The sequence below is a fragment of the Streptomyces sp. NBC_01012 genome, assembly GCF_045162755.1.
Taxonomy (GTDB): Bacteria; Actinomycetota; Actinomycetes; order Streptomycetales; family Streptomycetaceae; genus Streptomyces.
In genome coordinates this window covers 4,344,057-4,369,351 of record NZ_CP108688.1, presented here as the reverse complement: position 1 = coordinate 4,369,351, position 25,295 = coordinate 4,344,057, and the positions used below count along the sequence as shown (strand labels likewise).

The following is a 25,295-nucleotide window of genomic DNA, read 5'->3' as shown; positions in this document are numbered from 1 at the left end:
ATGGCCCACAACCCACCGGGTCACACGGGCAGCACCGGGACAGCCGGGCCGCCCTACGCCCCGAACGCCTTCGACTTCCCCTTGACCGGCTTCGCACCCGCGAGGAGGTGCGCGGGCACCAGATCCCGGGCGGGCTCGGTGTATCCGACGGACACGATCTCGTCGCCCTGATAGGTGAAGGTCGTCAGCGAGGCCAGAGTGCACTGCCGTTTGCGCGGGTCGTGCCACAGCCTGCGCCGCTCCACGAAGCTCCGCACGATCCAGATCGGCAGCTGGTGGCTGACGCAGACCGCCTCGTGCCCACGGGCCGCGTCACGCGCCGCGTCCAGGGCGCCCATCATCCGTACGACCTGCTCGACGTACGGCTCGCCCCAGGACGGCTTGAAGGGGTTGGTGAGGTGCTTCCAGTTCGCCGGCTTGCGCAGCGCGCCGTCGCCGACCCCGAAGGTCTTGCCCTCGAAGGCGTTGGCGGCCTCGATGAGACGCCCGTCGGTGGCCAGGTCGAGGCCGTGCGACGTGGCGATCGGCGCGGCGGTCTCCTGGGCGCGCTCCAGCGGGGAGGCCACGACATGGGTGATGTCGCGCTTCTCCAGGTGCTCGGCGACCCGGTCGGCCATCTCCCGACCGAGGTCGGACAGGCTGTAGCCGGCCCGGCGGCCGTAGAGCACGCCGTCCGGGTTGTGCACCTCACCGTGGCGCATCAGATGGACGACCGTGATGTCCTTGGTGCTGTTCTCGCTCATGCGGTGGCCTCCGAAGCGGCGCGGGCGGCGGCGGGCAACGCCTCGGCGATCAGTTCGAGCGCCCGCGCGTCGTGGGCGGTGGAGACGAACCAGGACTCGAAGGCGGAGGGCGGCAGGTACACGCCCTGCTCCAGCATCGAGTGGAAGAACGCGGTGAAGCGGAAAGCTTCCTGCTTCTTCGCGCCCTCGTAGTCGCGGACCGGCTCGTCGGTGAAGAAGACGGAGAACATGTTGCTCGCCGCCGACACCGTGTGCGCGACGCCCTCCTTGGTGAACGCCTCGCCGACCAGCGCACGCAGCTCTGCGGAGACCGCGTCGACCTTCGCGTACGCCGCGTCGTCCAGCAGCCGCAGCTGGGCGAGGCCCGCGGCGGTGGCGACCGGGTTCCCCGAGAGGGTGCCGGCCTGGTAGACGGGGCCCGAGGGGGCCAGGTGCGCCATCACGTCGGCGCGGCCGCCGAAGGCCGCGGCCGGGAAGCCGCCGCCCATGACCTTGCCGAAGGTCATCAGGTCGGGCCGTACGCCGTCGATGCCGTACCAGCCCGCCTTGGACGTGCGGAAGCCCGTCATCACCTCGTCGGAGATGTACAGAGCCCCGTCGGCCGCGCAGATCTCCTTGAGCCCGGCGTTGAAGCCTTCCCCGGGCGGCACGACGCCCATGTTGCCCGGCGACGCCTCGGTGATCACGCAGGCGATCTCGCCCGGCTGCGCGGCGAACACGGCGCGCACGGCGTCCAGGTCGTTGTACGGCAGCACGATCGTGTCGCCCGCCTGGGCGCCGGTCACACCGGGCGTGTCGGGCAGCCCGAAGGTGGCGACGCCGGAGCCGGCCGCGGCCAGCAGCGCGTCGACGTGCCCGTGGTAGCACCCGGCGAACTTCACGACCTTGGCGCGTCCGGTGAATCCACGGGCGAGCCGGATCGCGGACATGGTCGCCTCGGTGCCGGACGACACCAGCCGCACCTGCTCCACGGGCTCGATCCTGGCGACGATCTCCTCGGCGAGCGCGACCTCACCCTCACCCGGCGTACCGAAGGAGGTACCCCGGGCCACCGCGTCCTGGACGGCGGCGGTGACCTCGGGGTGCGCGTGGCCGAGGATCATCGGCCCCCACGAACACACGAGGTCGACATACTCACGGCCGTCGGCGTCGGTGAGGTACGGACCCGTACCTGACACCATGAACCGGGGCGTACCGCCCACGGCCCGGAAGGCACGCACGGGTGAGTTCACGCCTCCGGGCGTCACGAGGGACGCCCGGTCGAAAAGCGTCTGCGAAACTGGGGCTTCGTATGAATACGCCACTTTGGTCCTGATCTGCGATTCGGAGTTCGGGGGGCCTGGCCGGGATTCCCGGCCGCCGGTGAGCGGGGAGCGCGCTCTCCCGTATGAGGCTCGTACAACGAAAGGGCTTCAGTCTCCTCGCGTCTGCGAAACTGGGGCGTCATGGGGAAAGCTCACACATGCCATGGTGTCAGAGGCCTCGACGGTCTTGCGGACAGGTGTTTCACCGCACGCCCGCGGGGGAGGTCACTGACGATGATCGGGTTGCGCGGCGGGGCTGTGTCTCCTAAGAAGTAGTCGGGTGGATGAGATATGCATCGCGGTGGCGGAGTGGGCGAAGGGACCGACGACCTGGGGCCCGAGCCTGCCCGGCGAGGGCGGCACCGGCGCGAGGCCGAGCGCGCTCGGAACGCGCGGGCGGTCGAGGCCGACGGTTCAGGGACCGACGGTTCAGGGAGCAGGAGCAGTGGACGGGTGGGGGTGACCTACAAATACTTCGGTGCGCCCGACGGGGCGACCGCCGCACGCGTGCCCATTTCCATGCGCCCCGAGGAGCTGGGCGGCGACGAGCTGGGCATGGGCGGCATGTTCAGCAAGATCAAGCCCGAGACGGTGGCGGCCATGGTCCTCACCGGCATACAGGGCATACCCCTGCACAAGGTCCCCCCGCTGGAGCTCGTCGTGCTCCATCCCGACTACGCGGTGGTCAAGCTGCCGATGACGGTGGTCGACCCGCTGCGGGACGTCGGCGAGGAATCCGTCGGCGCCGCGGCCTTCATCTGGTCCACGGTCCCGGACCGTGGCGGCCCACGCGACGCGTTCAACGTCTACCAACTGCTGCACGAGTGGCAGGACTTCTCCCACCGGCTGCATGACGCGGGCCATCAGGCGTACTGCCTGGTGTGGCCCTGACGCGGCAGCCGGGGTCCCGCGGCGCACCGGGCGGCCGGGGCGGAGGCGGCCGGGCGGTTCAGCTGCTCCCGGCGAGCCGGCCGGTCAGGGAACCGTGGAGGTCGGCGCTCCGTTCGTCGAGGCCGACGATCTCCACGCTCTTGCCGCGCTGTTCGTACTTCGTGGTGATGGCGTCCAGCGTCGCGACCGCCGAGGCGTCCCAGATGTGCGCCGCGGTCAGGTCGATGACCACCGCCGGAGGATCGGCCGCGTAGTCGAACCGTCCGACCAGGTCGTTGGACGAGGCGAAGAAGAGCTCGCCGAAGACGGAGTAGATCACCCGGCCGCCGTCCGGGTCCGTGACCGAGGTGACGTCGGCGAGGTGGGCGACCCTCCTGGCGAAGATGACCATGGCGGTGACCGAGCCGACGACCACGCCGACGGCGAGGTTCTCGGTGGCGACGACGCAGACCACCGTGATCACCATGACCACGATCTCCCCCGCGGGCATCCGCCGCAGGGTCCCGGGTGCGACGGAGTGCCAGTCGAAGGTCGCGAAGCACACCATGACCATGACCGCGACGAGCGCCGCCATCGGGATACGGGAGACGAGCGGCCCGAACGCGATGCACAGCACCATGAGGAAGACGCCCGCGAGGAACGTGGACAGCCGGGTGCGGGCGCCGGACACCTTCACATTGATCATGGTCTGGCCGATCATGGCGCAGCCGCCCATGCCGCCCAGGAAGCCGGTGACGATGTTGGCGATGCCCTGGCCGACCGACTCGCGGGTCTTGCTCGAACGGGTGTCGGTGATCTCGTCGACCAGCTTGGCCGTCATCAGCGACTCCATCAGGCCGACCAGCGCCATGGCCAGCGCGTAGGGGGCGACGGTCGTCAGGGTGTCCAGCGTGAAGGGCACGTCCGGCAGGCCGGGCACCGGCAGCGACGAGGGGAGCTCACCCTTGTCGCCGACGGTCGGTACGGCGATGCCTGCGGCGACGGTGATCGCGGTGAGGATGATGATGGAGACCAGCGGGGCGGGCACCGCCCTGGTGATCCTCGGGAAGAGCACCATCAGGACCAGTCCGCCGATGACCAGCGGATACACCGGCCAGGGGACATCGCTCAGCTCGGGGACCTGGCCCATGAAGACCAGGATGGCCAGCGCGTTGACGAAGCCGACCATCACACTGCGGGGCACGAACCGCATCAGCCTGGCGACGCCGAGCGCGCCGAGCACGACCTGGAAGACCCCGCCCAGGATGACTCCCGCGATCAGATAACCGAACCCGTGCTCCCTGTTGAGCGGGGCGATGACGAGCGCGACCGCGCCCGTCGCCGCGGAGATCATCGCGGGCCTGCCGCCGACGACGGAGATGACGACGGCCATCGTGAAGGCGGCGAACAGACCGACCGCCGGATCGACCCCGGCGATGATCGAGAAGGAGATCGCCTCGGGAATCAGCGCCAGCCCCACGACGAGACCCGCCAGGACCTCGGTGCGGAAGACCTTGGGGGACAGCCAGGAGGGCCGGTGGTCGCGCAGCCGGCCGGCCGGGGACAGTACGGATGAGAGCTGGAGGGGCAAGGGAGACGTGACCTGTCGTTGCGGAAGTATGGGCGGGTACGCGCTCCCCGCCGGGCGCCGAGCAACTCTACCCTAACGTTAGGGTAGAGATGGAGACGCCGTCCCACCGTGGTCACGGCGGGAGTCGAGAGGGCACCGTGAGCAGCAAGCACATGCAGATCGGCGAGGTCGCCGCGCGTACCGAGCTGTCGCTGCGCACGATCCGGCACTACGAGGAGTCCGGGCTCGTGGTGCCCTCGGCCCGTTCGCGCGGCGGGTTCCGGCTGTACACCGAGGCGGATGTGGCCCGGCTGATGGTCATCCGCCGGATGAAGCCCCTCGGCTTCACGCTGGACGAGATGCGGGACCTGCTGGATGTGGTCGCCCGCCTCGACGCCGGCGGGGAGCCGGCGCCGGGCGAGCGCGACGCACTCCTGGAACGGGTCCGCGCGTACGAGCGGGCCGCCGCCGAGCAGGTCGCGAAGCTGCGGGTCCAGCTGGCGCGGGCCGAGGAGTTCGCCCGGACCCTGCGCACCCGCCTGGACGGGGAGGGCCGCCGGCCGGAGGCGTGAGGGGTGACCGGGGCGGGCCGGAGGCGCGGCCCATGGCCGGGGCCGGCCGGAAGCGCGGCCCGCGGACCTGGGCCGGCACGCGATGCCCCCCGTGGTCAGCGCGTCGGGGGGCGCCAGGCGGGGTCCCGGCCCGTCAGGGCCAGTACCCGGTCGAAGGCCGGGGCCCCGGGGGCCGGCGGGAACGGCTCCCCGAACACCTTCATCTCCCGTGCCTTCGGGGCCAGCGCCCCAAGACCCGGCTCCACCTCGGCCACCACGGCCGGATCCGGCTCGAAGTCCCCCCGTCGCTCGCCCCCGTGCCGACGCAAGACGTACTGGACCCCGCCGACGAGGACGCCAGGGTCGCGGCACTCGACGCGTACCTGCTCGCCCGGCTCCCCCCGCCGGACCCCCGGGCGGAACGCGCCACGGAACTCGCCGAGCTCGTACGCACGGACCGATCACTGCTGCGGGTCGACGCCCTCGCCCGCGCGGGAGGCCTGTCCGTCCGCTCGCTGCAACGGCTGTTCTCCACCTGTGTGGGCGTCGGGCCCAAGTGGGTCATCCTCCGCCACCGCGTCCACGAGGCACTCCGGCGCGCCGGGAACGACCCTGAGCCCGACTGGGCCGCCATCGCCGCCGATCTCGGCTACAGCGACCAGGCGCACCTGGTCAGGGACTTCACCGCCACGGTGGGCGTTCCCCCGGCGGCCTTCGCCCAGCGCTGAGAGCCCCGGCGCTGAGCCCCCGGCGCAAGGAGCCCCCGCTCCGAGAGGCCCCGGCGCCCAGGAGCGGGCCCCACTGTCGGTGGGGCGTCCTACAGTCGGCTCATGGAACCCCGTACGCCGCGTGTGACGTCGCCCGCATCCGTGAGCATCGAGCCCTGGTCCCAGGACGACCTCGGGCTGCTCCGGCTGGCCAACTCCCCCGAGCTGATGGACCACCTCGGAGGCCCGGAGACCGAGGAGCAGCTGCAGGTCCGGCACGCCCGGTATGTCGCGCTGAGCGCCGACCGGACGGGCCGGGGCAGGATGTTCCGCATCGTCCTGACCGCGACCGGGCAGCCGGTGGGCACGATCGGCTTCTGGGAGCAGGCCCGCGAGGGCGACGAGGTGTACGAGACGGGGTGGGCGGTCCTCGCGGGCTTCCAGGGCCGCGGCATCGCGTCGGCGGCCACCGCCGCTGTCGCCGCGCGGGCCGGCGAGGCGGGCAGGCACCGCTATCTGCACGCCTACCCGTCCGTGGACAACGCCGCTTCGAACGCGGTGTGCCGCAAGAGCGGCTTCACCCTGCTCGGCACCTGCGAGCTCGAATACCCGCCCGGCCGCCCGATGTCGGCGAACGACTGGCGACTGGACCTGGCGGGGCTCCCGCCGGGGCCGCCCCCCGGTGGCATCCTGACCAGGTGAACGGACCCGAGATCACCCTCGAAGTAGCCCCGGAACTCCGGCTCTTCGTCGCCCACGACCGGCGCGGTGGCCCCACTGCGCTCACCACGGACGGCTCCTCGACCCTGGGGCACGTCGTGGAGTCCGTCGGCGTCCCGCTCACCGAGGCAGGGCAGCTCCTGGCCGACGGCCGCCCCGTTCCCGTCTCCCACATCCCCGGAGCGGGCGAACGCATCGAGGTGCGCGCGGTGCGCCGCCCCCAGCAGGTCCCCGGCGCACCGCTGCGTTTCCTGCTCGACGTCCATCTGGGCACCCTGGCCCGGCGGTTGCGCCTCCTGGGTGTGGACGCCGCGTACGAGAGCGAGGACATCGGCGACCCGGCGCTCGCCACCCGCTCGGCGCGGCAGCGGCGCGTCCTGCTCTCCCGCGACCGGGGGTTGCTGCGGCGCAGGGAGATCTGGGCGGGTGCGTACGTCTACAGCGACCGGCCCGATGAACAGCTCCGTGACGTACTCGGCCGCTTCGCCCCCGCGCTCGCACCGTGGACCCGCTGCACGGCCTGCAACGGAGAGCTCGCTGACGCGGACAAGGAGTCCGTGAGCGACCGGCTCGAACAGGGCACCCAGGCGTCCTACGACGTGTTCGCCCAGTGCACGGTCTGCGGCCGGGTGTACTGGCGGGGCGCCCACCACACCCATCTGGAGGCCGTCGTGGCGGACGCCGTGCGCGAATTCGGCGGGCCCGGCGGACGGTCGGCCGGGCCGCGACCGCTGAACCCCTGACCGGGGCCCCCGCCTATCCTGGCCCCGTACCGATCAGCTGCCCGAGGAGTTCGACATGGCCGCCACCCCCATCGCCGTCATCACCGGCGCGAGCAGCGGCATCGGCGCCGCGACCGCCAGGCAGCTGGCAGCCTCCGGTTACCGCGTGGTCCTCACCGCCCGCCGCAAGGACCGCATCGAGGCACTGGCCGCCGAGCTCACCGATGCGGGCCACCAGGCGACGGCGTACGCCCTGGACGTCACCGACCGTGCGGCGGTCGACGAGTTCGCCACGGCGTTCCGGTCCCTGGCCGTCCTGGTCAACAACGCCGGCGGAGCGCTGGGCGCCGACCCCGTCGCCACGGGCGACCCCGCCGACTGGCGCCAGATGTACGAGACCAATGTCATCGGCACGCTCAACGTCACCCAGGCCCTGCTCCCCGCCCTCACCGCGAGCGGGGACGGCACCGTCGTGATCCTCTCCTCGACGGCCGGCCTCTCCACCTACGAGGGCGGTGCAGGTTACGTCGCGGCCAAGCACGGCGAGCACGTGCTGGCGGAGACCCTGCGGCTGGAGATCGTCGGCACCCCGGTCCGGGTGATCGAGGTCGCGCCCGGCATGGTGAAGACCGAGGAGTTCGCCACGACCCGCTTCCGGGGCGACGCCGAGAAGGCCGCCAAGGTCTACGCGGGCGTCGACGCCCCGCTCTCCGCCGACGACGTGGCCGACACGATCACCTGGGCCGTCACCCGCCCCAGCCACGTCAACATCGACCTCCTGGTGGTCCGCCCCCGCGCCCAGGCCTCCAACTCCAAGGTCCACCGCACCCTCTGAGGCACCGCGGCAGGGCGCGGAAAGGGGCCGGCGATTCGGCCGGCTCCTTTCTCAGCCCTTCACGCAGACGACCTGCTTGAGCTTCGCGACGACCTCGACGAGGTCCCGCTGCTGGTCGATGACCTGCTCGATCGGCTTGTACGCCGCCGGGATCTCGTCCACCACCCCGGAGTCCTTGCGGCACTCCACGCCCCGCGTCTGGTTCGCCAGGTCCTCGGCCGAGAAGCGTCGCTTGGCGGCGTTGCGGCTCATGCGCCGACCTGCCCCGTGCGAGGCCGAGTTGAACGCCGCTTGATTGCCGAGACCCTTGACGATGTAGGTTCCTGTGGCCATCGAACCCGGAATGATGCCGTAGTCACCGGAACCAGCACGAATCGCCCCCTTGCGGGTGACCAGGAGATCCATCCCGTCGTATCGCTCCTCAGCCACGTAATTGTGGTGACAGCTGATCTCCTGCCCGAAGGTGACCCGGGCCTTCTTGAACTCCCGGCCGAGCACGTCCTTGAGCAGTTTCATCATGATCGCCCGGTTGTACTTCGCGTACTCCTGAGCCCAGAACAGGTCGTTGCGGTACGCGGCCATCTGCGGCGTGTCCGAGACGAAGACCGCCAGATCACGGTCGACCAGCCCCTGATTGTGTGCGAGCTTCTGGGCCACGCCGATGTGGTACTCCGCGAGCTCCTTGCCGATGTTCCGGGAGCCGGAGTGCAGCGTCAGCCACACGGCGCCACGCGAATCAAGGCTGACCTCGACGTGGTGGTTGCCCGATCCGAGCGTTCCCATCTGCTTCGTGGCGCGTTCCTGACGGAACTTGACCGCTTCGGCGATCCCGTCGAAGCGCGACCAGAAGTCGTCCCAGCCGGCCGTCGGGAAGCCGTGGAGCCGGCCCGGGTCGACCGTGTCGGTGTGCATCCCCCGGCCCACCGGGATCGCCTGCTCGATCCTGGACCTGAGCCGCGAGAGGTCTCCCGGCAGGTCGTTGGCCGTCAGCGACGTCTTCACCGCCGACATCCCGCAGCCGATGTCCACCCCCACCGCGGCCGGGCAGACCGCACCGTGCATCGCGATCACCGAGCCGACCGTCGCACCCTTGCCGTAGTGGACGTCCGGCATGACCGCGAGGCCCTTGATCCAGGGCAGCGTGGACACGTTCCGCAGCTGCTGCATCGCGCCGTCCTCGACCGACGCCGGATCCGCCCACATACGGATGGGAACCTGCGCACCCGGCACCTCTACATACGACATAACTCCTCGATTCCCCCGAAAAATACTCAAAGCGCAAAACCGGTGCCGAGGTCGGCATACAGGTCGGCCGACCGGCATTCACAGCGGCGCGTGCGATACACATTGTGTCCATCGGCCGCCATCGCGCGGCAACCCGTTTTCGTACCGAAGGGAGCCCTGGGACCGTGCGACACATGGCGTACGTACCCGGCGTCGCGCTTCTCGCAGCGCTCGTCGCCGGCTGCAGCGCCGGCTCCGACGCCGGCGACCCCGACGCCGACAGCAAGCCCGGCAGCCCGACGGTCACGGCCGCACCTCCCGGGAAGTACCGGACGCTGCCCGAGTCCTGCCGCGCCGTGCCGCGCTCCACGCTCAAGGACCTGCTGCCGGGCGCCGCCGACCTGTCCGACGAGCAGCAGGACAAGGTGTACGAGGGCACGGCCGCCGTCACCTACGACACCGACCGCAAGGTCGGCTGCCGCTGGAAGTCGGACGGTCCGGACGCCACCCGGAATCTGTCCATCGACTTCGAGCGTGTCGTCTCGTACGACCCCGCGGTGAGCGACGACGCCGGCGCCCGTGAGGTGTACGCGAAGAAGGAGGACGCCGCCGACCTCCCCACATCGGCCGGCGTCACGCCCAGCGGGACCACCGGCGCGTCGTCCTCCGCTTCGAGCGGCAGCACACCGTCAGGCTCCCCCGACGGCAAGACGTCCACCAAGCCCTCCGCCGACCCGTCGGGCAGCGCCACCGATCCCGGCGAGGATCTCCGGCCACGGCTGCTCGACGGGCTCGGGGATGCGGCGTTTCTGGATGATTCGCTCACTCGGGCAGGTTCCACCGCACAGCACCGCACCGTGAGCGTGGTATTCCGCACATCGAACGTCATCGTGTCCGTCCACTACACCGCGCAGCCGGACAGCGTCACCGAGGTTCCCGACAGCAAGGAACTTCAGGAGAAGGCCCAGGCCCTGGCGCGGGAACTGGACGAAGCACTCAACGACTGACCGGCCGCCGGGTGGCCCAGGGCCGGTGACCGGGGCCACCCCGGGCCACCCCGGGGCCATCCGTCCGAAGGCGGCATCCGGTCGCCGTCCGTCGTACCGTGGCCCCCGACCGACGTAGGCCCCGGCCGACGTAGCCCGACGTACCGCCCGACCACCCGCACGACCGAGACCGCCGTGCCGTCCGAGTGAAGGAACCATGCACCGATCAGCCCCGCGACTGTCCCGCATACTCGCCTGCGCCGCCGTTCCGGTGATGCTCGTCGTCGCCGGCTGCTCGTCGGACTCCGACGACACGAAGGGGTCCGACTCCTCGGCCTCCGCGAGCGCGGAGAAGTCCGAGCAGGCCGTCGAGCCCGCGAAGTTCACCGAGCTGCCCGACGCCTGCGGCTCGATCGCCAAGAAGTCGATCGAGGACCTGGTCCCGAAGGCCAAGACCAAGGGCGGCACCCCGGGCAAGTCGAGCGACACCGCGAGCCGCGGCGGCTGCTCCTGGAACGGCCTGGACGACAACGGCGTCAAGGGCTCGCAGTACCGCTGGCTCGACGTCGGCTTCACCCGCTTCGCCTCGGACCAGGCCCTGGGCAGCGGTGCGAAGCGCGCGACGGACGAGTACACCAAGCAGGTCTCCAAGGCGCAGGCGACGGAGAAGGCGAAGAAGGTCTCGGCCGAGCCCGTCTCCGGCCTCGGTGAGCAGGCCACCTCCGTCACGTACGCCCTCAACAAGTCCGACGAGGACTTCGAGTACGCGACGGTCATCGCCCGCACCGGCAATGTCGTCGTCAGCGTCACCTACAACGGGGCCGGCTTCGCGGGCGCCAAGTCACCCTCCGCCGCCACCATCCTCAAGGGCGCCCAGAAGGCCGCCACGGAGGCCGTCGCCTCGGTCGGCGACAGTGCGGGGAAGTCGTCGTCGCCGTCCGCGTCGCCGTCCAAGTCTGCCAAGTCCGGCGAGAAGTCGTCGGAGAAGGATTCCGAGAAGGCCGACGACAAGTCGTGACCTGAGCCCGGCAGGAACGCCGACTCCCCTGCCCAGGGGCGACTTGACGAAGCCCGGTACCCCCGCGGGTGCCGGGTTTCGGCCCCCCTGTCCTCACTGCGCGACGACATGGCAAAGATCATGATCAACCACGGTGACGAGGTCCACCGGTCAATGGGCAAGATCGCAGGACAGTCAACCGACGCCTCCTTGCTCGACCAGGACCAGCTTATGGAGATGACAAAGCAGGTCTCTCGGAGTCAGGACTCGTACGGCATTCTTCACGAGGGCATGAACCACGCCATGATTCGAGACTTCAACGACACCAGTCGGCCCCACGAGGACACTCTGAGTGCCGCCGGGCACACTGTCGGGTTCATGGAAGAAGCCCGCTACAACGCTCTCAAGGGCGACTTGAAGGACTACACGTGGGACAAAGCGTGGAGCTACCACGCCTCCGGAACGATGCTCAACTTCATTCCTGGAGTCGGCGATATCGCACAGCGCGGCGCTGACGTGGTGACGACCGCGTGGATTATGGACGAGGAGAAGCAGCAGAACGACGAACTCACAAGTGATAACCAAGCCACCTACAAGACTCGGCAGCGCCAGCTCGACGAGCTTGCCCGGCAGTGGCACTCCGCCAATTCGGAATGGGCCAGTGAAAACCCTGGGTTCTCACTGCAGCAGGGCGTGTACGACCAGATTGCCGCAGCGGCGAACGACGGCAACGAGCATGCCGATGGACTTGCAGGAGACCAGTAATGAAGTGGACCCGGCGTGCGGCGGCCTCTATTACCCCGGTAGCTCTGGCCGTCACTGTCACATCGTGCAGCAGCGACAGCTTGGCTGTGCCCGAGAAGTTTTGCGGCCACTCGGTTGAGACTTCGACCCTCTCCCCGCTTCTACCAGCCAGCGGTTCGGTCAAGACGCGACAGGATGGGGAGCCCGAACCGGGCCTCAATTGCGAGCTCCTTGTCGACAACACCAAAGTGCTGACCTCAATCATTCGCGCCATCGACTCTCCTCTGCCCCCCGAGGACTGGGAGACTGCACTCTCTCTGTATGACAGGGCCCAAAAGCAGACCACCTCCTTCCACGGTGTCGCTGTCATCGGCGCAGATGGCGCCCGCGTGACCGCGAAGTGCGACGAGTCCGCTCCATCCAAGTTCCTACTGTTCAATATCCAACTGCGGAAGGATCACGTAAAGAAGACGGACGAAGACATCAAGGACGTCGAGCACTTTGTGAATGACTTCGTGCCCGGGATGACCAAGCAACTGAAGTGCACATCGTGAAGATGGCGGGAACCTGACCGCGTGGCTGCGACTATTCAGCGCTGCGCTTGAGGGCAACCTCAGGCGGGATCGGGGAAACGGAGTGGGTAGGGTCGAGACTTCCCGTGAAAGCGCGGCCAGCGGCCCAGATCGGTCAGTTGAAGTGCGTGCCGATGCCTGCTGCGGCCCGTAGATTCGCAGCGTGGCTCGGCCTCGACGGCTTGCTGGAAGACCACGTCGACAGCCCCATGTACTCATCCTCTTCATGCCATGGAGGCCGTTGGCGTCCGCCTGGCTCCATACCGCAGCAACGCCACGTCGCAGCCAGCCCGAGTGGCAGCAGCTGCGTCCATGTGCCGTCCGGGTGAAGGAACCATGCACCGACCGGCCCCGCGACTGTCTCGCATACTCGCCTGCGCCGCCGTTCCGGTGATGCTCGTCGTCGCCGGCTGCTCGTCGGACTCCGACAACACGAAGGGTTCCGACCCCTCGGCTCCGCCGGCGCGGGGAAGCCCGAGCAGGCCGTCGAGCCCGCGAAGTTCACCGAGCTGCCCGACGCCTGCGGCTCGATCGCCAAGAAGTCGATCGAGGCATCGGCGGAGTCGTCCGGGAAGGCCGACGACAAGTCGTGACCTGAGCCCGGCAGGAACGCCGACTCCCCTGCCCAGGGGCGACTTGACGAAGCCCGGTACCCCCGCGGGTGCCGGGTTTCGGCCCCTCCCCACGCAACACTCCCGCCCCGCATGTGCCAGGCTGTGCCCGCGCCGGATGCCGAAGTGAAGGCCGGTTCATCGAAGTCGGGAGGGGATCGCGGGTGGCCGCAACGCAGCTGACACGCACACACCGCGTACTCATCGGGGTCGTCGTCGCCGGCGCCGTGCTCATCGCCGCGATCGGTTTCGCGGGCTCGTACGCCGCCGTCCGTGAGCTCGCGGAGGAGAAGGGCTTCGGCGAGTTCTCGATCGTCTTCCCGATCGGCATCGACGCCGGCATCTGTGTCCTGCTCGCGCTGGACCTCCTGCTGACCTGGATGCGCATACCCTTCCCGCTGCTGCGCCAGACGGCCTGGCTGCTGACCGCGGCGACGATCGCCTTCAACGGCGCCGCCGCCTGGCCCGACCCGCTGGGCGCCGGTATGCACGCGGTGATCCCCATCCTGTTCGTCGTCGCCGTCGAGGCCGCACGGCACGCGGTGGGCCGGATCGCGGACATCACGGCCGACAAGCACATGGAGGGCGTCCGCCTCACTCGCTGGCTGCTCTCGCCCGTGCCCACCTTCAAGCTGTGGCGCCGGATGAAGCTGTGGGAGCTGCGCAGTTACGAGCAGGTCATCAAGCTCGAACAGGACCGGCTGATCTACCAGGCCCGCCTTCAGGCCCGCTTCGGCCGCAGCTGGCGCCGCAAGGCGCCCGTGGAGTCGATGATGCCGCTGCGGCTGGCGAAGTTCGGCGTCCCGCTCGCCGAGACCGCCCCGGCCGGTCTCGCGGCCGCCGGTGTCGAACCCGCCCTGCTGCCGCCCGCTCCGGCCGCCGTGGAGACCGAGCAGCAGCAGCCCCAGCTCCCGTACGCCCCGCGGGAGCGGACGGAGCAGGCACAGGCACAGCAGGCGTACCGGCAGGAGCAGCAGCCGGATCCACAGCACGAGCAGCACGAGCAGCACGGGCCGTCGGACCAGCGGTTCGAGCAGGAACAGTTCGAGCAGGCGCAGTACCCCCAGGAAGGCCCCGGCTCGCACGACAGCCCGTGGTTCGCCGCCCCCAAGGTGACGGACGAGGCGTACGAGGGCGCGTACGACCCGACGTACGACGAGGGCCTGGACCCCGCTCCCGTGATGATCCCCTCGGGCCCGGGGCGGACCCGCCCGCTCGGCAACGTCGGCACGGCGGGCACCTTCCCGCAGCCGCGTGCGGCGGAGCCCGAGCCCGGGGAGCCCGAGCCGGACGAGCGGGAGGCCGAGCGGCAGAGCCCCCCGCCTCAGGAGAGCGACCCGGCCGAGTGGGCCGAGGCGGAGATCGAGTTCAGCGAGATCGCGTACGACGTGTTCACCGCGTACACGCATCAGCACCAGGACTACCCGAGCGCCGAAGTGCTCGACATACACCTCTCGGACGGGCACAACGTCCGCCATCCGCGCAGCGCCGCCCTGCTCCGTCGGCTGCTGCCCGGTTTCAAGCAGCGCTTCGACAGCGAGATGGCCGCCGACCACATCGCCTGAAAGGGCTCGCGAGCTCGGGCGCTCGGGAGTTGAGGACGGGCGGGCCGCTGAAACGAGCAGCCCGCCCGTCCTCAACCCCCCGGTGCTACGCGCCGAGCAGCGTCCGCACCCGGTCCGCTCCGACCGCGAGGAGCAGCGTGGGCAGACGGGGGCCGGTGTCCCGGCCGACGAGCAGCCGGTACAGCAGGGCGAAGAAGGAGCGCTGGGCGACCTTCAGCTCGGGCGTCGGCTTGGCGTCCGGCTCCAGGCCCTCCAGCACCTTCGGCACTCCGTAGACGAGCGTGGTCAGGCCGTCCAGCGACCAGTGCGAGTCGAGCCCTTCCAGCAGCAGCCGCAGCGACTCACGGCCCTGCTCGTCCAGGGAGCCGAGCAGCTCCTTGTCCGGCTCGTCGCGGACGATGGTGCGGGCCTCGGCCGGCACCTGTGTGGTGATCCAGCTCTCGGCGCGGTCGAGCCGGGGCCGCACCTCGTCGAGCGAGGTCAGCGGGTGCTCCGGGTCGAGCTCACCGAGGATGCGCAGCGTCTGGTCCTCCGCGCCGGCGGTGATGTCGGCGACCGAGGCGAGCGTGCGGTACGGCAGTGGGCGGGGGGTGCTGGGCAGCTCCCCCGCGGCCGTGCCGACGGCGCGGGCGTGGGCCGCGGCGTCGGCGGGGAGCACCGTGCCGTCGGCGACCTTGCGGGCCAGCGAGTCCCACTCGTCGTACAGCCGCTGGATCTCCTGGTCGAAGGCGATCTTGAAGGACTGGTTCGGCCTGCGGCGGGCGTACAGCCAGCGCAGCAGCGGCGCCTCCATGATCTTCAGGGCATCGGCCGGGGTCGGCACGCCGCCCTTGCTGGAGGACATCTTGGCCATGCCGGAGATCCCGACGAACGCGTACATCGGGCCGATCGGCTGGACGCCGTCGAAGATCTCGCGGACGATCTGGCCGCCGACGACGAAGGAGGAGCCGGGCGAGGAGTGGTCGACGCCGCTGGGCTCGAAGATCACGCCCTCGTAGGCCCAGCGCATCGGCCAGTCGACCTTCCAGACCAGCTTGCCGCGGTTGAACTCGTTGAGCCGGACGGTCTCGGCGAAGCCGCACGCCGAGCAGGTGTAGTTCAGCTCGGTCGTGTCGTCGTCGTAGGAGGTGACGACGGTGAGGTCCTTCTCGCAGTTGCCGCAGTAGGGCTTGTACGGGAAGTAGCCGGCGGCGCCGGAGCTGCCGTCGTCCTCGCTCGCGGCGCCCGAGCCCTCGGCTGCCTCCAGCTCGGCCTCGTCGACCTTCTTCTGCTGCGGCTTCTTGCCCTTCGCGCCGGCCGTGCCGTCCTTCTTGGTGCGGTAGCGGTCGAGGACGGCGTCGATGTCCGCGCGGTGCCTCATCGCGTGCAGGACCTGCTCGCGGTACGTCCCCGCCGTGTACTGCTCGGTCTGGCTGATGCCGTCGTACTCGACGCCGAGCTCGTCGAGCGCGGCGGTCATCGCGGCCTTGAAGTGCTCGGCCCAGTTCGGGTAGGCGGATCCGGCGGGGGCGGGCACCGAGGTCAGCGGCTTGCCGATGTGCGCCTGCCAGGAGTCGTCGACGCCGTCGACGCCGTTCGGCACCTTGCGGTAGCGGTCGTAGTCGTCCCAGGAGATCAGGTGGCGCACGGTGTGGCCGCGCCGGCGGATCTCGTCGGCGACCAGGTGCGGGGTCATGACCTCGCGGAGGTTGCCCAGGTGGATCGGGCCCGAAGGGGAGAGGCCGGACGCGACGACGACCGGTTTGCCAGGCGCACGTCGCTCCGATTCGGCGATGACATCGTCCGCGAAGCGGGAGACCCAGTCGGTCTCGGTGCTGCTCTGACTCGAAGCCACGGTCGGCACGTCCTTCTCTCGTGTAGGACTCGTAGGGGGCGGCCCCCATGAGGGGCGCCCTCCATTCTCCCAGCTACCCCCCGCAGCGCGAAAACGGCTTTACTCCCCGTGGGATACTGAAGAGATCACTTGTCCTCTACCGAAACGGCAGCCGGCTCATGGCCTCGGTCCCTTCCCTCGCTTCCACGCTCCAGCAGCAGCTGGCGGACGCCCTGACGGCAGCTCTGCCGGAGGCCGGCACCGCGGACCCGCTGCTGCGCCGAAGTGACCGGGCCGACTTCCAGGCCAACGGCATCCTCGCGCTCGCCAAGAAGCTCAAGGGCAACCCCCGCGAGCTGGCGACGAAGGTCACGGACGCCCTTCCGGCGGGTGACCTGATCAAGGACATCGAGGTCTCGGGCCCCGGCTTCCTCAACGTCACGCTCACCGACGCGGCGATCGTCAGGACGCTCGCCGCGCGTGCAGCCGACGGCGACCGGCTCGGCGTCCCGCTGAAGGCCGACGCGGGCACCACCGTCATCGACTACGCCCAGCCGAACGTGGCCAAGGAGATGCACGTCGGTCATCTGCGGTCGGCGGTCATCGGGGACGCGATGGTCCAGATCCTGGAGTTCACCGGCGAGAGCGTGGTCAGGCGCCACCACATCGGCGACTGGGGCACCCAGTTCGGCATGCTCATCCAGTATCTGTTCGAGCACCCGGACGAGCTGGCCCACGAGGGCGACAAGGCGGACGGCGAGGCGGCGATGTCGTCGCTGAACCGCGTCTACAAGGCGTCGCGGGTCCTCTTCGACTCCGACGAGGAGTTCAAGGCGCGGTCGCGTGACCGGGTGGTGGCCCTCCAGGCCGGTGACCCGGAGACGCTGGCGCACTGGCAGCGGTTCGTGGACGAGTCGAAGATCTACTTCTACTCCGTCTTCGACAAGCTCGACATGAGGATCGACGACCCCGACATCGTCGGTGAGTCCGGCTACAACGACATGCTGGAGGAGACCTGCCGGATCCTGGAGGAGACGGGTGTCGCCGTCCGCTCCGAGGGCGCGCTGTGTGTGTTCTTCGACGATGTGAAGGGCCCGGACGGCAACCCGGTGCCGCTGATCGTCAAGAAGACCAACGGTGGCTACGGCTACGCGGCGACCGACCTCTCCGCGATCCGGGACCGGGTCCAGGGCCTCAAGGCCGACAGCCTGCTGTACGTGGTGGACGCCCGGCAGTCCCTGCACTTCAGGATGGTCTTCGAGACGGCCCGCCGCGCCGGCTGGCTCAACGAGGACGTCAAGGCCCACCAGCTGGCCTTCGGCACGGTGCTCGGCAAGGACGGCAAGCCGTTCAAGACGCGTGAGGGCGTCACGGTCCGTCTTGAGGACCTGCTGGACGAGGCGGTCGAGCGGGCCACCGCGGTGGTCAGGGGGAAGGCCGAGAAGGTGGGCCTGACCGAGCAGGAGATCGTCGAGAACGGCCGGTACGTCGGCGTGGGCGCCGTGAAGTACGCGGACCTGTCGACCTCCGCCGTACGGGACTACAAGTTCGACCTGGACCAGATGGTGTCGCTGAACGGCGACACCTCGGTGTACCTCCAGTACGCCTACGCCCGGATCCGTTCCATCCTGCGCAAGGCGGGCGACGCGAAGCCCGTCGCGCACCCGGAGCTGGAGCTGGCCCCGGCGGAGCGTGCGCTGGGTCTGCACCTGGACCAGTTCGGCGAGATCCTGGCCGAGGTCGCCGAGGGGTACGAGCCGCACAAGCTGGCCGCGTACCTCTACCAGCTGGCCTCGCACCTCACCACGTTCTACGACCAGTGCCAGGTGCTGAGCGAGGAGAACCCGGCCGAGGTCGTCGAGAACCGGCTGTTCCTCGTCGAGCTCACCGCCCGCACCCTGCACCAGGGCATGAAGCTGCTCGGCATCAGGACACCCGAGCGCCTCTGATCACGTGGCACAGGGGGCTGTCGGGGCGCGCGCCCCGGCAGCCCCCTTGTCATGTCCGATGTCCGGCATGTCCCGCAGGCATATCCCCGGAATTGCCCGCGTGGAAAACATGAACAGTGCTCACATAAGAAGGTCCGCAGCTCCGCCCGAATAGCGTTACCCACGGACGCCCCGCGGGCGCACCTGGATTCGGCAGGACCTATGTTTTTCGCCGGCAGCGCGCAATGCTCCGCGAATCCACCCGCCCGAAACCCGTTGGGCTTTTAGCGGCGTACCTCGCGAGTAACATGACATTCCGGCGAAAGAGTTGCCACTTACTCCGGAGTAGTGCCCACGTACTGGGCGGTAGATCGTAAGGTCGCCGTATCGTGAGACCGCAGGGCCGGCTCAGGAAAACCACGGTGCGGGAGTGGTAGGCCGGGCTGCCAAGCAACAGGAACAATTGCTTCCACCTCACGGGAGGCAAGGGGGTTACATGGAGAAGCGTCTGACCTTCAAGGTGTTAGGGCCCCTGGAAGTGACGTCAGGGACCTCGCAGGTTCCCGTAGGAGGGCCACGGCACCGGACCATTCTCGTCGTGCTGCTGCTCAGCCCGGGCAGGATCGTCCCGGTGGACACCCTGATCGAGGCCGTGTGGGGTGACCACCCGCCGGCCACCGCCCGTACCCAGGTGTCCATCTGCATCGCAGCGCTGCGCAAGACGTTCAAGACCGCCGGCTTCCCCGGTGAGGTCATCGTCACCGCACATCCCGGCTATCTCCTTCAGGTGGGGATGCACCAGCTCGACTCGGAGGAGTTCTCCGGGCTGGTCGCGGCGGCCGAGCTGGCCGTCAAGAACAACAGGCTCGCCGAGGCCGCCCGTTGCTACGCGGACGGGCTGAAGTTATGGCGCGGCCGGCCGCTGGCGGGTGTGACGGGACGGCTGGTCGAGGACGAGGCCCAGCGCCTGGAGGAGCTGCGCCTGGACACCTACGAGAACGCCACAGCCGTGCACCTGCGGCTCGGTGACCACCAGAAGATCCTTCCCGATCTGGCGGCGATGGTCCGGGAGCATCCGCTGCGCGAGCGGGCACGACATCAACTCATCACCGCCCAGTACCACTCGGGCCGGCGGGCCGAGGCCCTGGAGACCTTCAGGGACGGGCGCCGCTGGCTCATCGACGAGCTCGGCCTCGAACCGGGACCCGCCCTGGCCGAGTTGCACAACGCGATCCTGCAGGACGAGCCCTCGCTGACCGCGCACGGGCACGAGGGTGCGGGCGGCGACCCGCTGTCGGTGCAGAAACCCGTCGGCGACCCGCTGGAGCTTCCCCCCGATGTATGGGGTCTCGCCGGCCGCAAGGAGGAGCTGGCCCAGCTCGACGAACTGCTCGAACTCAGCGCGGTGGCGCACGGCCCGGCCACGGGTCTGATCACCGGGGTCGGCGGGGTCGGCAAGACATGTCTGGCGGTCCGCTGGGCGCACAGCGTCGCCGACCGTTTCCCCGACGGCCAGCTCTTCGCGGACCTCCGCGGCTACGACGAGCATCTGGAGCCCACGACCGCCGGGGAGATCCTCGGCCGGTTCCTGCGCTCCCTCTCGGTGCCCATAGGGCAGATACCGGGTGAACCCGAGGAACGCGCGGCGCTGTACCGCAGTCTGCTCGCCGACCGCCGGGTGCTGGTGGTCCTTGACAACGTTCGCACGTTCGCGCAGGTGCGTCCGCTGCTGCCGAGCAGCGGGGGCTGCTGTGTGGTGGTCACCAGCAGGGAGCAGCTGCCCGAGATGGTCGCCTGGCCGCCGCAGGCCTGGGTGCGGCTCGGCCGGTTGTCGTCGTACGAGGCGGTCGAGCTGCTCGGGAAGATCGTCGGTGAGGAGCGCATCGCCGCCGATCCGCCGTCCGCGGCCCGGCTCGTGGAGCTGTGCGACCTGTTGCCGCTGGCTCTGCGGATCGCCGGGGCGCGGCTCGCCTCCAAGCCGCACTGGACGGTGTCGCGCCTGGTGCGGCGGCTGAGCGACGAGCGGCTTCGCCTGGACGAGCTGAGCTCGGGAGAGTCCCAGGTGCGTGCCAGTTTCGCCCTCACCTACCGCGGCCTCTCCCCGGCGACGGCGCTGCTCTACCGAAGTCTGGGGCTGCTCGATGTGCCGGATTTCGGGGCCTGGGTCGCCTCAGCTCTGCTGGACACCGACCTGCTGACCGGGGAACGGCTCATCGAGCAGCTGGTCGACGCGCAGTTCCTGGACGTGGTCGGTCTGGACGCGACGGGCCACCCCCGCTACCGGTTCCAGAACCTGCTGCGGCTGTTCGCCCGGGAGCGCGCCGAGGCCGAGGAGACCCCCGAGGAGAGACACGCCGCGCGGCAACGCGCCTTCCGCGCCTATCTCTCGCTGGCCGAGCAGGCTCACCGCCGCTCCTACGGGGGCGACTTCAGCATCATCCACAGTGCGGTGCCCCGCTATCCGCTGCCGGACGAGCTGGCCGCCGGGCTGCTCACCGCACCGCTCGACTGGCTGGAGACCGAGCGGCTCTCCCTGGTCTCGGTCGTCGACCTGGCCGCCGGTCTCGGCATGGACGAGCTCGCCTGGGATCTGACGATGTCCATCATGGTGCTCTTCGAGACGCGCAACTACCTCGACGACTGGCGCGAGTGCAGCGAGCGTGCGCTCGCCGCCGCACGGGCGGCCGACAACGCCCGCGGCCAGGCCGCGATGCTGCACAGCCTCGGGGCACTCGAGATGCGCCAGCGCGACTTCGGCGGGGCGTACGCGTCCTTCACCCAGGCTCTCGCGCTCCATGACCGGGCGGGCGAGGCGCACGGCCACGCCCTCGTCCTGCGCAACATGGCCATGATCGACGAGATGCGCGGGGATCTGGAGACCGCCATGAACCGCAGCGCACAGGCCCTGGCGACGTTCCGGACGGTCGGCGACCTCTCGTCGGAGGCCCATGCGCTGAACAACATGGCGCAGATCGAGCTGGACCGTGGCCGTACGGACTCGGCGAAGCAGCTGAGCCTCGAATCGCTGCGGGTCTCCACGGCGATCGGTGAGGGCGGAGCCCGCAGTCTGGCGCTGGGGACCCACCGGCTGGCCCGGGTCTACCTCGCGCAGCAGGAGTACGGCCTGGCGGAGGAGGCGTTCCTGCGGATGATCCGGATCGTCAGGGCCAAGGCCGACATGCTCGGTCTGGCCCATGGGCTGCTCGGGCTGGGCGAGGCGAGGCTGGGCGCGCGCAGCTGGGCGCAGGCGAGGGAAACGCTGCGGCACGCACTCGAAATCGTGGGACTGGTCGACAGCGCTCTGGTCGAGGGGAAAATCAAACTGGCCCTGGGCGAGGCGTCCAGGGAATGCGGCGACATCGAGGATGCCCAGCGCTATTTCACCGAGGCCCGGGCGGACTTCACCCGGATCGGTGTCGAGACATGGGTGGAGCGAGCACATCTGGCGCTCGTCGGAACATGCCCTGAAGAAGAGACGCCATAAATCCACTGACGGTTCCACAATCCGCTACCCGGTTCCTACCAACCGGTACCCGGAATCCTATCGTCCTCGATATCGGTGGACCCGGAAACCGAAAGCGGAGCGATAATGAGCCGAAACCCTGATGCCATAACGTTCATCGCATAGCAGGTTGCCGACATGGGGGAAGTCACGTCATGCAGAACGTCCGTCACACCATCGCCAGCGCCACGGTCACCGCTGTTCTCGTGGGGCTGTGCACCGTCGTCGGCGCCGGAGCGGCCTCGGCGGCGCAGCCCGGCAACGAGCCCGCCGTGTCGGCCGTGACCGGCGGGACGGCCGGCAACGGCACGGACGACGAGAGCTGGCACTGAGCGTCCGCGGGCCGGAGTGGTACACACCCGGCCCGCGGAGGTGAACAGCGGGCGCCGGGATCCCGGCGCCCGCTCCGTGTGTGCGCTTCCGGCGCCGCTCCTGCCGGCCCTCCGGCCACCCTCGCAGCGCCCGCCCCGGGCGGCCGGGCGGCGAAGAAATATATCCGCGATATACGAGGGCGGTACGGTCCGCGCCACGCAGCCGGCAGTCGAAATGACAGAGAGTGCTTATGGCGCCCCCTCGCAACATGTTCGAGAACAGCGGCGGCCGCGGGGCTGAGGACAGTCCCGCGGCCGTGTTCCGCGCGCTCCGCGCCGGCGGGGACACGCATGTCTGGTGGTGGCGCCGCCCGTTGCGCACCGACCCCGCGGATCTCGCCCTGCTCAACACCGAGGAGTTCCGGCAGGCTCTGTGTCTGCATTCGGAGCGGGATGCGACGTCGTACGTCCACACGAGGGCGACGGCTCGCAGGGCTGTCGGGGAGCTCCTCGCCGTCGCACCGGGGGACGTCGACATCGCGAAGCGGCTCTGTTCGGTCTGCGGAGATCCGGGGCACGGCCCCACACGGCTCGACAGCCCGGAAGTTCCTCTGACCATCGGTCTGGCCCGTACCGGTGATCACACCGTGCTCACCGTGGGGACCGGGGCCACGATCGGTGTGGCCGTGGAGCATCTGCGGCCCGTGCGCCAGGACGTGCTGAGCGAATCGTGGCTCACCCCCGACGAGGCGCTGCATCTGCTGGAGCTGCCGAGGGGCGCGGTCAGGGACAAGGTCTACTACCGATGTTGGACCCGGAAGGAGGCCGTGCTCAGAGCCTTGGGGCATGCATCGGAGGGGGTCCGTCCGGATCAGGTCGAGTCCTACCCTGCGACGACGGACACCGTGCTGATGTACTGCCCCGGCACTCCCGACGCGCTGCACCCCGACGGCCGTACCGCCTGGGTCGTACGTGATCTGGCGCTGTCCACGCGCGTGGCCGCCGCGGTCGCCCAGCCCGCCGGGACGGAGCCGCCCTGCGGTCCGGTGCGCATGCACCTGCCCGAAAGACCGGCGCGCGACGCCGCCCCCGGCGCTTTGTGACACCGTACGGGCCGTGACGTCCACACGGGCCGTGACACAGGGGCCCCGCTCAGTGGGCCGCGGTGATTTCGGGCTGTCCACTGTGCGCCGTGTCCTTCAGCAACCTGGCCAGGAGCAGCACCAGTTCATGGAAGCGGTAGAGCGGCCGGCCCTGCCGGTCGACACCGCAGATGTCGAGCAGCGCACCGTCCACCAGCTGTTCGAGGCACTGCTCAGCCGCCGGTTCCCGGGTCCCCAGATGCGTGGCCGCCCGCTGTGCGGGGAACGCGTCGGCGCCGATGTCCGCCAGCTGGATCAGTGTGGTCCGTGCCTGCTCGGATCCGGGCAGCTGTCGCAGCGCCGGCATCAGCGCGCCGATCACGTCCAGCCCGCCGTGGGACAGCTCCCGCAGCCGGGTCTCCGGATCCGCCAGCCGCTCGGCGAGCCGGGCGACGGGCCAGAAGGGGCGCGCGGCGAGCCTGCTCCCCGTGACACGGAGCGCGAGCGGAAGTCCCGCGCAGTAGGCGAGCACGTCGTCGGTCGCGTCGGGCTCGGCCAGCAGCCGCGCGCGGTCGGCGGACGCGGCCAGCAGGTCGAACGCGGCTCCGTCGTCGAGCGGGGCGAGCGCGGTCGTTCGCGCGGTCGTCACCTGGGTCAGCCGGGCTCGGCTCGTGATCAGGACGACCGCGTCCGGCGAACCGGACAGCAGGGGGTCGAGCCCGCGGCTGCCGACGGCGCCGTCGAGGACGATCAGGCGGCGCCTGCCCGCTGTGCGCCTGCGGTAGAGACGCACCAGCTCGTCGAGTTCCATGCGCCCGTCCGCACCGCTGCCCGTTCCGCCTCTGCCGACGTGTTCGTCCAGCCCCCGCAGCAGTGTCGTGAGTACCTCCGCGGGCGGCCGGGGCCGGCCGTCGGGCTGGTCGAGTTCGGCGAAGAGACAGCCACCCGGGTAGTGCGCGGCGCTGGCGTAGGCGGCGTGCACGGCGAGCGCCGTCTTGCCCACGCCGGCCATGCCGGTGACCAGCAGATGGCGGGGGCCGCGGCCGGCCGCGGCGTCGGCCAGCTGGGCGCGCAGGGCGGTGAGTTCGGCCCGGCGTCCGACGAAGTCCTCGGTGTCCGGGGGCAGCAGCATCGCCGGGGCGTCGTCGGCCTCGTAGCCGGACTCCTCGCTCTGCCGGGGCCTGGCCCCGGGCCCGGGGCCCCGGTTGCCCGCGAGCACGGCCTCGTACGTCGATCCGAGTGCCTCGCCGGGGTCGATGCCCAGCTGGTCGGCGAGCAGGCTGCGTCCCTCGTAGTAGCTCTGCAGCGCGTCGCTCTGGCGCCCGCTGCGGTAGTACGCCGTCATCAGCTGTGCACGCAACTTCTCCCTCAGCGGAAATTGCGCGACGAGACCGGTGAGTTCGGCGGTGAGCTGCTCGTGCCGGCCGAGCGCGAGGTCCGCCTCGATCCGGCTTTCGAGCGCGTGCATCCGCGCCTCCTCCAGCTGAGGAAGCGCGGCGTCGGCGAGGTGTTCGGTGACGTTCGAGAGCGCTGTGCCCTGCCAGTGCCCCAGCGCCTCCGTGAGCAGCGCCCCGGCCTCGCCGAAGCGCTTACGGCGCAGCGCGTCGCGCCCCAGCTTCTCCAGCCGCTCGAACTCCAGAAGGTCAACTCTGGAGTGCGGCGCGGCGAGCAGATAGCCGGGCTGGCGACGCTCGATCCGGACTTCCTCGCCGAGAAGTTTGCGAAGCCTGGACATGTACGTATAGATCTGTGCGCCCGACGTCGCCGGCGGCTCCCATCCCCACAGGAGCGTATTGAGCCGGGTGTCGGACACCACGCGCCCTCTTGCGAGCAGCAGGGACGCGAGCACTGTGTGCACCTTGGAACCGGACAGCGCGATGCGTGTGCCGTCCTTGTGAGCTTCAACCGGGCCGAGGACTCGGAAGTCCATTCGGCACC

General features: G+C 70.0%; 21 protein-coding genes and 2 pseudogenes. 16 read left to right on the top strand and 7 right to left on the bottom strand.

The window, feature by feature from the left end:
• Window positions 1-53 precede the first annotated feature (53 nt).
• Together OG623_RS19695 and hemL are read right to left on the bottom strand one after the other, a co-directional pair.
• Window positions 54-743 carry a histidine phosphatase family protein gene (locus tag OG623_RS19695; protein ID WP_406148073.1) on the bottom strand — a complete coding sequence of 230 codons (690 nt, stop codon included), beginning with the start codon at window positions 741-743 and terminating at the stop codon, window positions 54-56.
• The gene (gene hemL, locus OG623_RS19690; protein ID WP_406148072.1) at window positions 740-2,047 is read right to left on the bottom strand and encodes a glutamate-1-semialdehyde 2,1-aminomutase; all 1,308 of its coding nucleotides are present in this window, start codon (window positions 2,045-2,047) and stop codon (window positions 740-742) included. The genes OG623_RS19695 and hemL overlap by 4 nt, the downstream gene beginning before the upstream one ends.
• 291 nt (window positions 2,048-2,338) lie before the next feature.
• Between hemL and OG623_RS19685 the strand changes: the two genes are divergently transcribed.
• Window positions 2,339-2,938, top strand: coding sequence for a hypothetical protein (locus OG623_RS19685; RefSeq protein ID WP_406148071.1), 600 nt, complete (start codon window positions 2,339-2,341; stop codon window positions 2,936-2,938).
• A gap of 58 nt (window positions 2,939-2,996) precedes the next feature.
• Here the strand turns inward: OG623_RS19685 and OG623_RS19680 are convergent, their stop codons facing one another.
• A complete protein-coding gene (locus OG623_RS19680; protein WP_406148070.1) occupies window positions 2,997-4,508 on the bottom strand; it encodes a SulP family inorganic anion transporter in 1,512 nt (503 codons plus the stop codon).
• A gap of 137 nt (window positions 4,509-4,645) precedes the next feature.
• Here OG623_RS19680 and OG623_RS19675 point away from each other — a divergent pair, with 137 nt between their 5' ends.
• Window positions 4,646-5,059 carry a MerR family transcriptional regulator gene (locus tag OG623_RS19675; protein ID WP_406148069.1) on the top strand — a complete coding sequence of 138 codons (414 nt, stop codon included), beginning with the start codon at window positions 4,646-4,648 and terminating at the stop codon, window positions 5,057-5,059.
• A gap of 95 nt (window positions 5,060-5,154) precedes the next feature.
• Here the strand turns inward: OG623_RS19675 and OG623_RS19670 are convergent, their stop codons facing one another.
• Window positions 5,155-5,316: a hypothetical protein gene (locus OG623_RS19670; protein WP_406152143.1), complete on the bottom strand. Its 162-nt coding sequence runs from the start codon at window positions 5,314-5,316 to the stop codon at window positions 5,155-5,157.
• A gap of 36 nt (window positions 5,317-5,352) precedes the next feature.
• Between OG623_RS19670 and OG623_RS19665 the strand changes: the two are divergent.
• The 4 genes and pseudogenes from OG623_RS19665 to OG623_RS19650 form a co-directional block, all read left to right on the top strand.
• A pseudogene (locus OG623_RS19665) lies at window positions 5,353-5,766 on the top strand (helix-turn-helix domain-containing protein); the annotation flags it as partial.
• A gap of 102 nt (window positions 5,767-5,868) precedes the next feature.
• Window positions 5,869-6,447 (top strand): GNAT family N-acetyltransferase, encoded by a 579-nt coding sequence (locus tag OG623_RS19660; protein ID WP_406148068.1) that lies wholly within the window; start codon window positions 5,869-5,871, stop codon window positions 6,445-6,447.
• Complete coding sequence (locus tag OG623_RS19655) at window positions 6,444-7,208, top strand: Mut7-C RNAse domain-containing protein (RefSeq protein WP_406148067.1); 765 nt, start codon at window positions 6,444-6,446, stop codon at window positions 7,206-7,208. The genes OG623_RS19660 and OG623_RS19655 overlap by 4 nt, the downstream gene beginning before the upstream one ends.
• A gap of 55 nt (window positions 7,209-7,263) precedes the next feature.
• A complete protein-coding gene (locus OG623_RS19650) occupies window positions 7,264-8,022 on the top strand; it encodes an SDR family NAD(P)-dependent oxidoreductase (protein ID WP_406148066.1) in 759 nt (252 codons plus the stop codon).
• 51 nt (window positions 8,023-8,073) lie between these two features.
• Here OG623_RS19650 and OG623_RS19645 read toward each other — a convergent pair whose 3' ends face one another.
• Window positions 8,074-9,267 (bottom strand): RtcB family protein, encoded by a 1,194-nt coding sequence (locus OG623_RS19645; RefSeq protein WP_406148065.1) that lies wholly within the window; start codon window positions 9,265-9,267, stop codon window positions 8,074-8,076.
• Between the two features lie 173 nt (window positions 9,268-9,440).
• Between OG623_RS19645 and OG623_RS19640 the strand changes: the two genes are divergently transcribed.
• The 6 genes and pseudogenes from OG623_RS19640 (at window position 9,441) to OG623_RS19615 (ending at window position 14,721) form a co-directional block, all read left to right on the top strand.
• Window positions 9,441-10,253, top strand: coding sequence for a DUF3558 domain-containing protein (locus OG623_RS19640; protein ID WP_406148064.1), 813 nt, complete (start codon window positions 9,441-9,443; stop codon window positions 10,251-10,253).
• A gap of 196 nt (window positions 10,254-10,449) precedes the next feature.
• Window positions 10,450-11,250, top strand: coding sequence for a DUF3558 domain-containing protein (locus OG623_RS19635; RefSeq protein ID WP_406148062.1), 801 nt, complete (start codon window positions 10,450-10,452; stop codon window positions 11,248-11,250).
• Window positions 11,251-11,358: 108 nt separating this feature from the next.
• Window positions 11,359-11,994, top strand: coding sequence for a hypothetical protein (locus OG623_RS19630; protein ID WP_406148061.1), 636 nt, complete (start codon window positions 11,359-11,361; stop codon window positions 11,992-11,994).
• A complete protein-coding gene (locus OG623_RS19625) occupies window positions 11,994-12,527 on the top strand; it encodes a hypothetical protein (RefSeq protein ID WP_406148060.1) in 534 nt (177 codons plus the stop codon). Before OG623_RS19630 ends, OG623_RS19625 begins: the two co-directional genes overlap by 1 nt.
• A gap of 354 nt (window positions 12,528-12,881) precedes the next feature.
• Window positions 12,882-13,096, top strand: a pseudogene (locus OG623_RS19620) (DUF3558 domain-containing protein); the annotation flags it as partial.
• Window positions 13,097-13,320: 224 nt separating this feature from the next.
• The gene (locus OG623_RS19615) at window positions 13,321-14,721 is read left to right on the top strand and encodes a DUF2637 domain-containing protein (protein WP_406148059.1); all 1,401 of its coding nucleotides are present in this window, start codon (window positions 13,321-13,323) and stop codon (window positions 14,719-14,721) included.
• 85 nt (window positions 14,722-14,806) lie between these two features.
• Here the strand turns inward: OG623_RS19615 and lysS are convergent, their stop codons facing one another.
• Window positions 14,807-16,564, bottom strand: a complete 1,758-nt coding sequence (lysS, locus tag OG623_RS19610; protein ID WP_406148058.1) for a lysine--tRNA ligase — start codon at window positions 16,562-16,564, stop codon at window positions 14,807-14,809.
• 149 nt (window positions 16,565-16,713) lie between these two features.
• Here lysS and argS point away from each other — a divergent pair, with 149 nt between their 5' ends.
• From argS to OG623_RS19590, 4 genes are all read left to right on the top strand, one after another.
• The gene (gene argS / locus OG623_RS19605) at window positions 16,714-18,483 is read left to right on the top strand and encodes an arginine--tRNA ligase (RefSeq protein WP_406148057.1); all 1,770 of its coding nucleotides are present in this window, start codon (window positions 16,714-16,716) and stop codon (window positions 18,481-18,483) included.
• Between the two features lie 475 nt (window positions 18,484-18,958).
• On the top strand, window positions 18,959-21,946 hold the full coding sequence (locus OG623_RS19600) for a BTAD domain-containing putative transcriptional regulator (protein ID WP_406148056.1): 2,988 nt from the start codon (window positions 18,959-18,961) through the stop codon (window positions 21,944-21,946).
• Window positions 21,947-22,119: 173 nt separating this feature from the next.
• Window positions 22,120-22,296, top strand: coding sequence for a hypothetical protein (locus OG623_RS19595; RefSeq protein WP_406148055.1), 177 nt, complete (start codon window positions 22,120-22,122; stop codon window positions 22,294-22,296).
• 248 nt (window positions 22,297-22,544) lie between these two features.
• Complete coding sequence (locus tag OG623_RS19590) at window positions 22,545-23,378, top strand: 4'-phosphopantetheinyl transferase family protein (RefSeq protein ID WP_406148053.1); 834 nt, start codon at window positions 22,545-22,547, stop codon at window positions 23,376-23,378.
• A gap of 49 nt (window positions 23,379-23,427) precedes the next feature.
• Here the strand turns inward: OG623_RS19590 and OG623_RS19585 are convergent, their stop codons facing one another.
• Window positions 23,428-25,287 carry a BTAD domain-containing putative transcriptional regulator gene (locus tag OG623_RS19585; RefSeq protein WP_406148052.1) on the bottom strand — a complete coding sequence of 620 codons (1,860 nt, stop codon included), beginning with the start codon at window positions 25,285-25,287 and terminating at the stop codon, window positions 23,428-23,430.
• Window positions 25,288-25,295 lie beyond the last annotated feature (8 nt).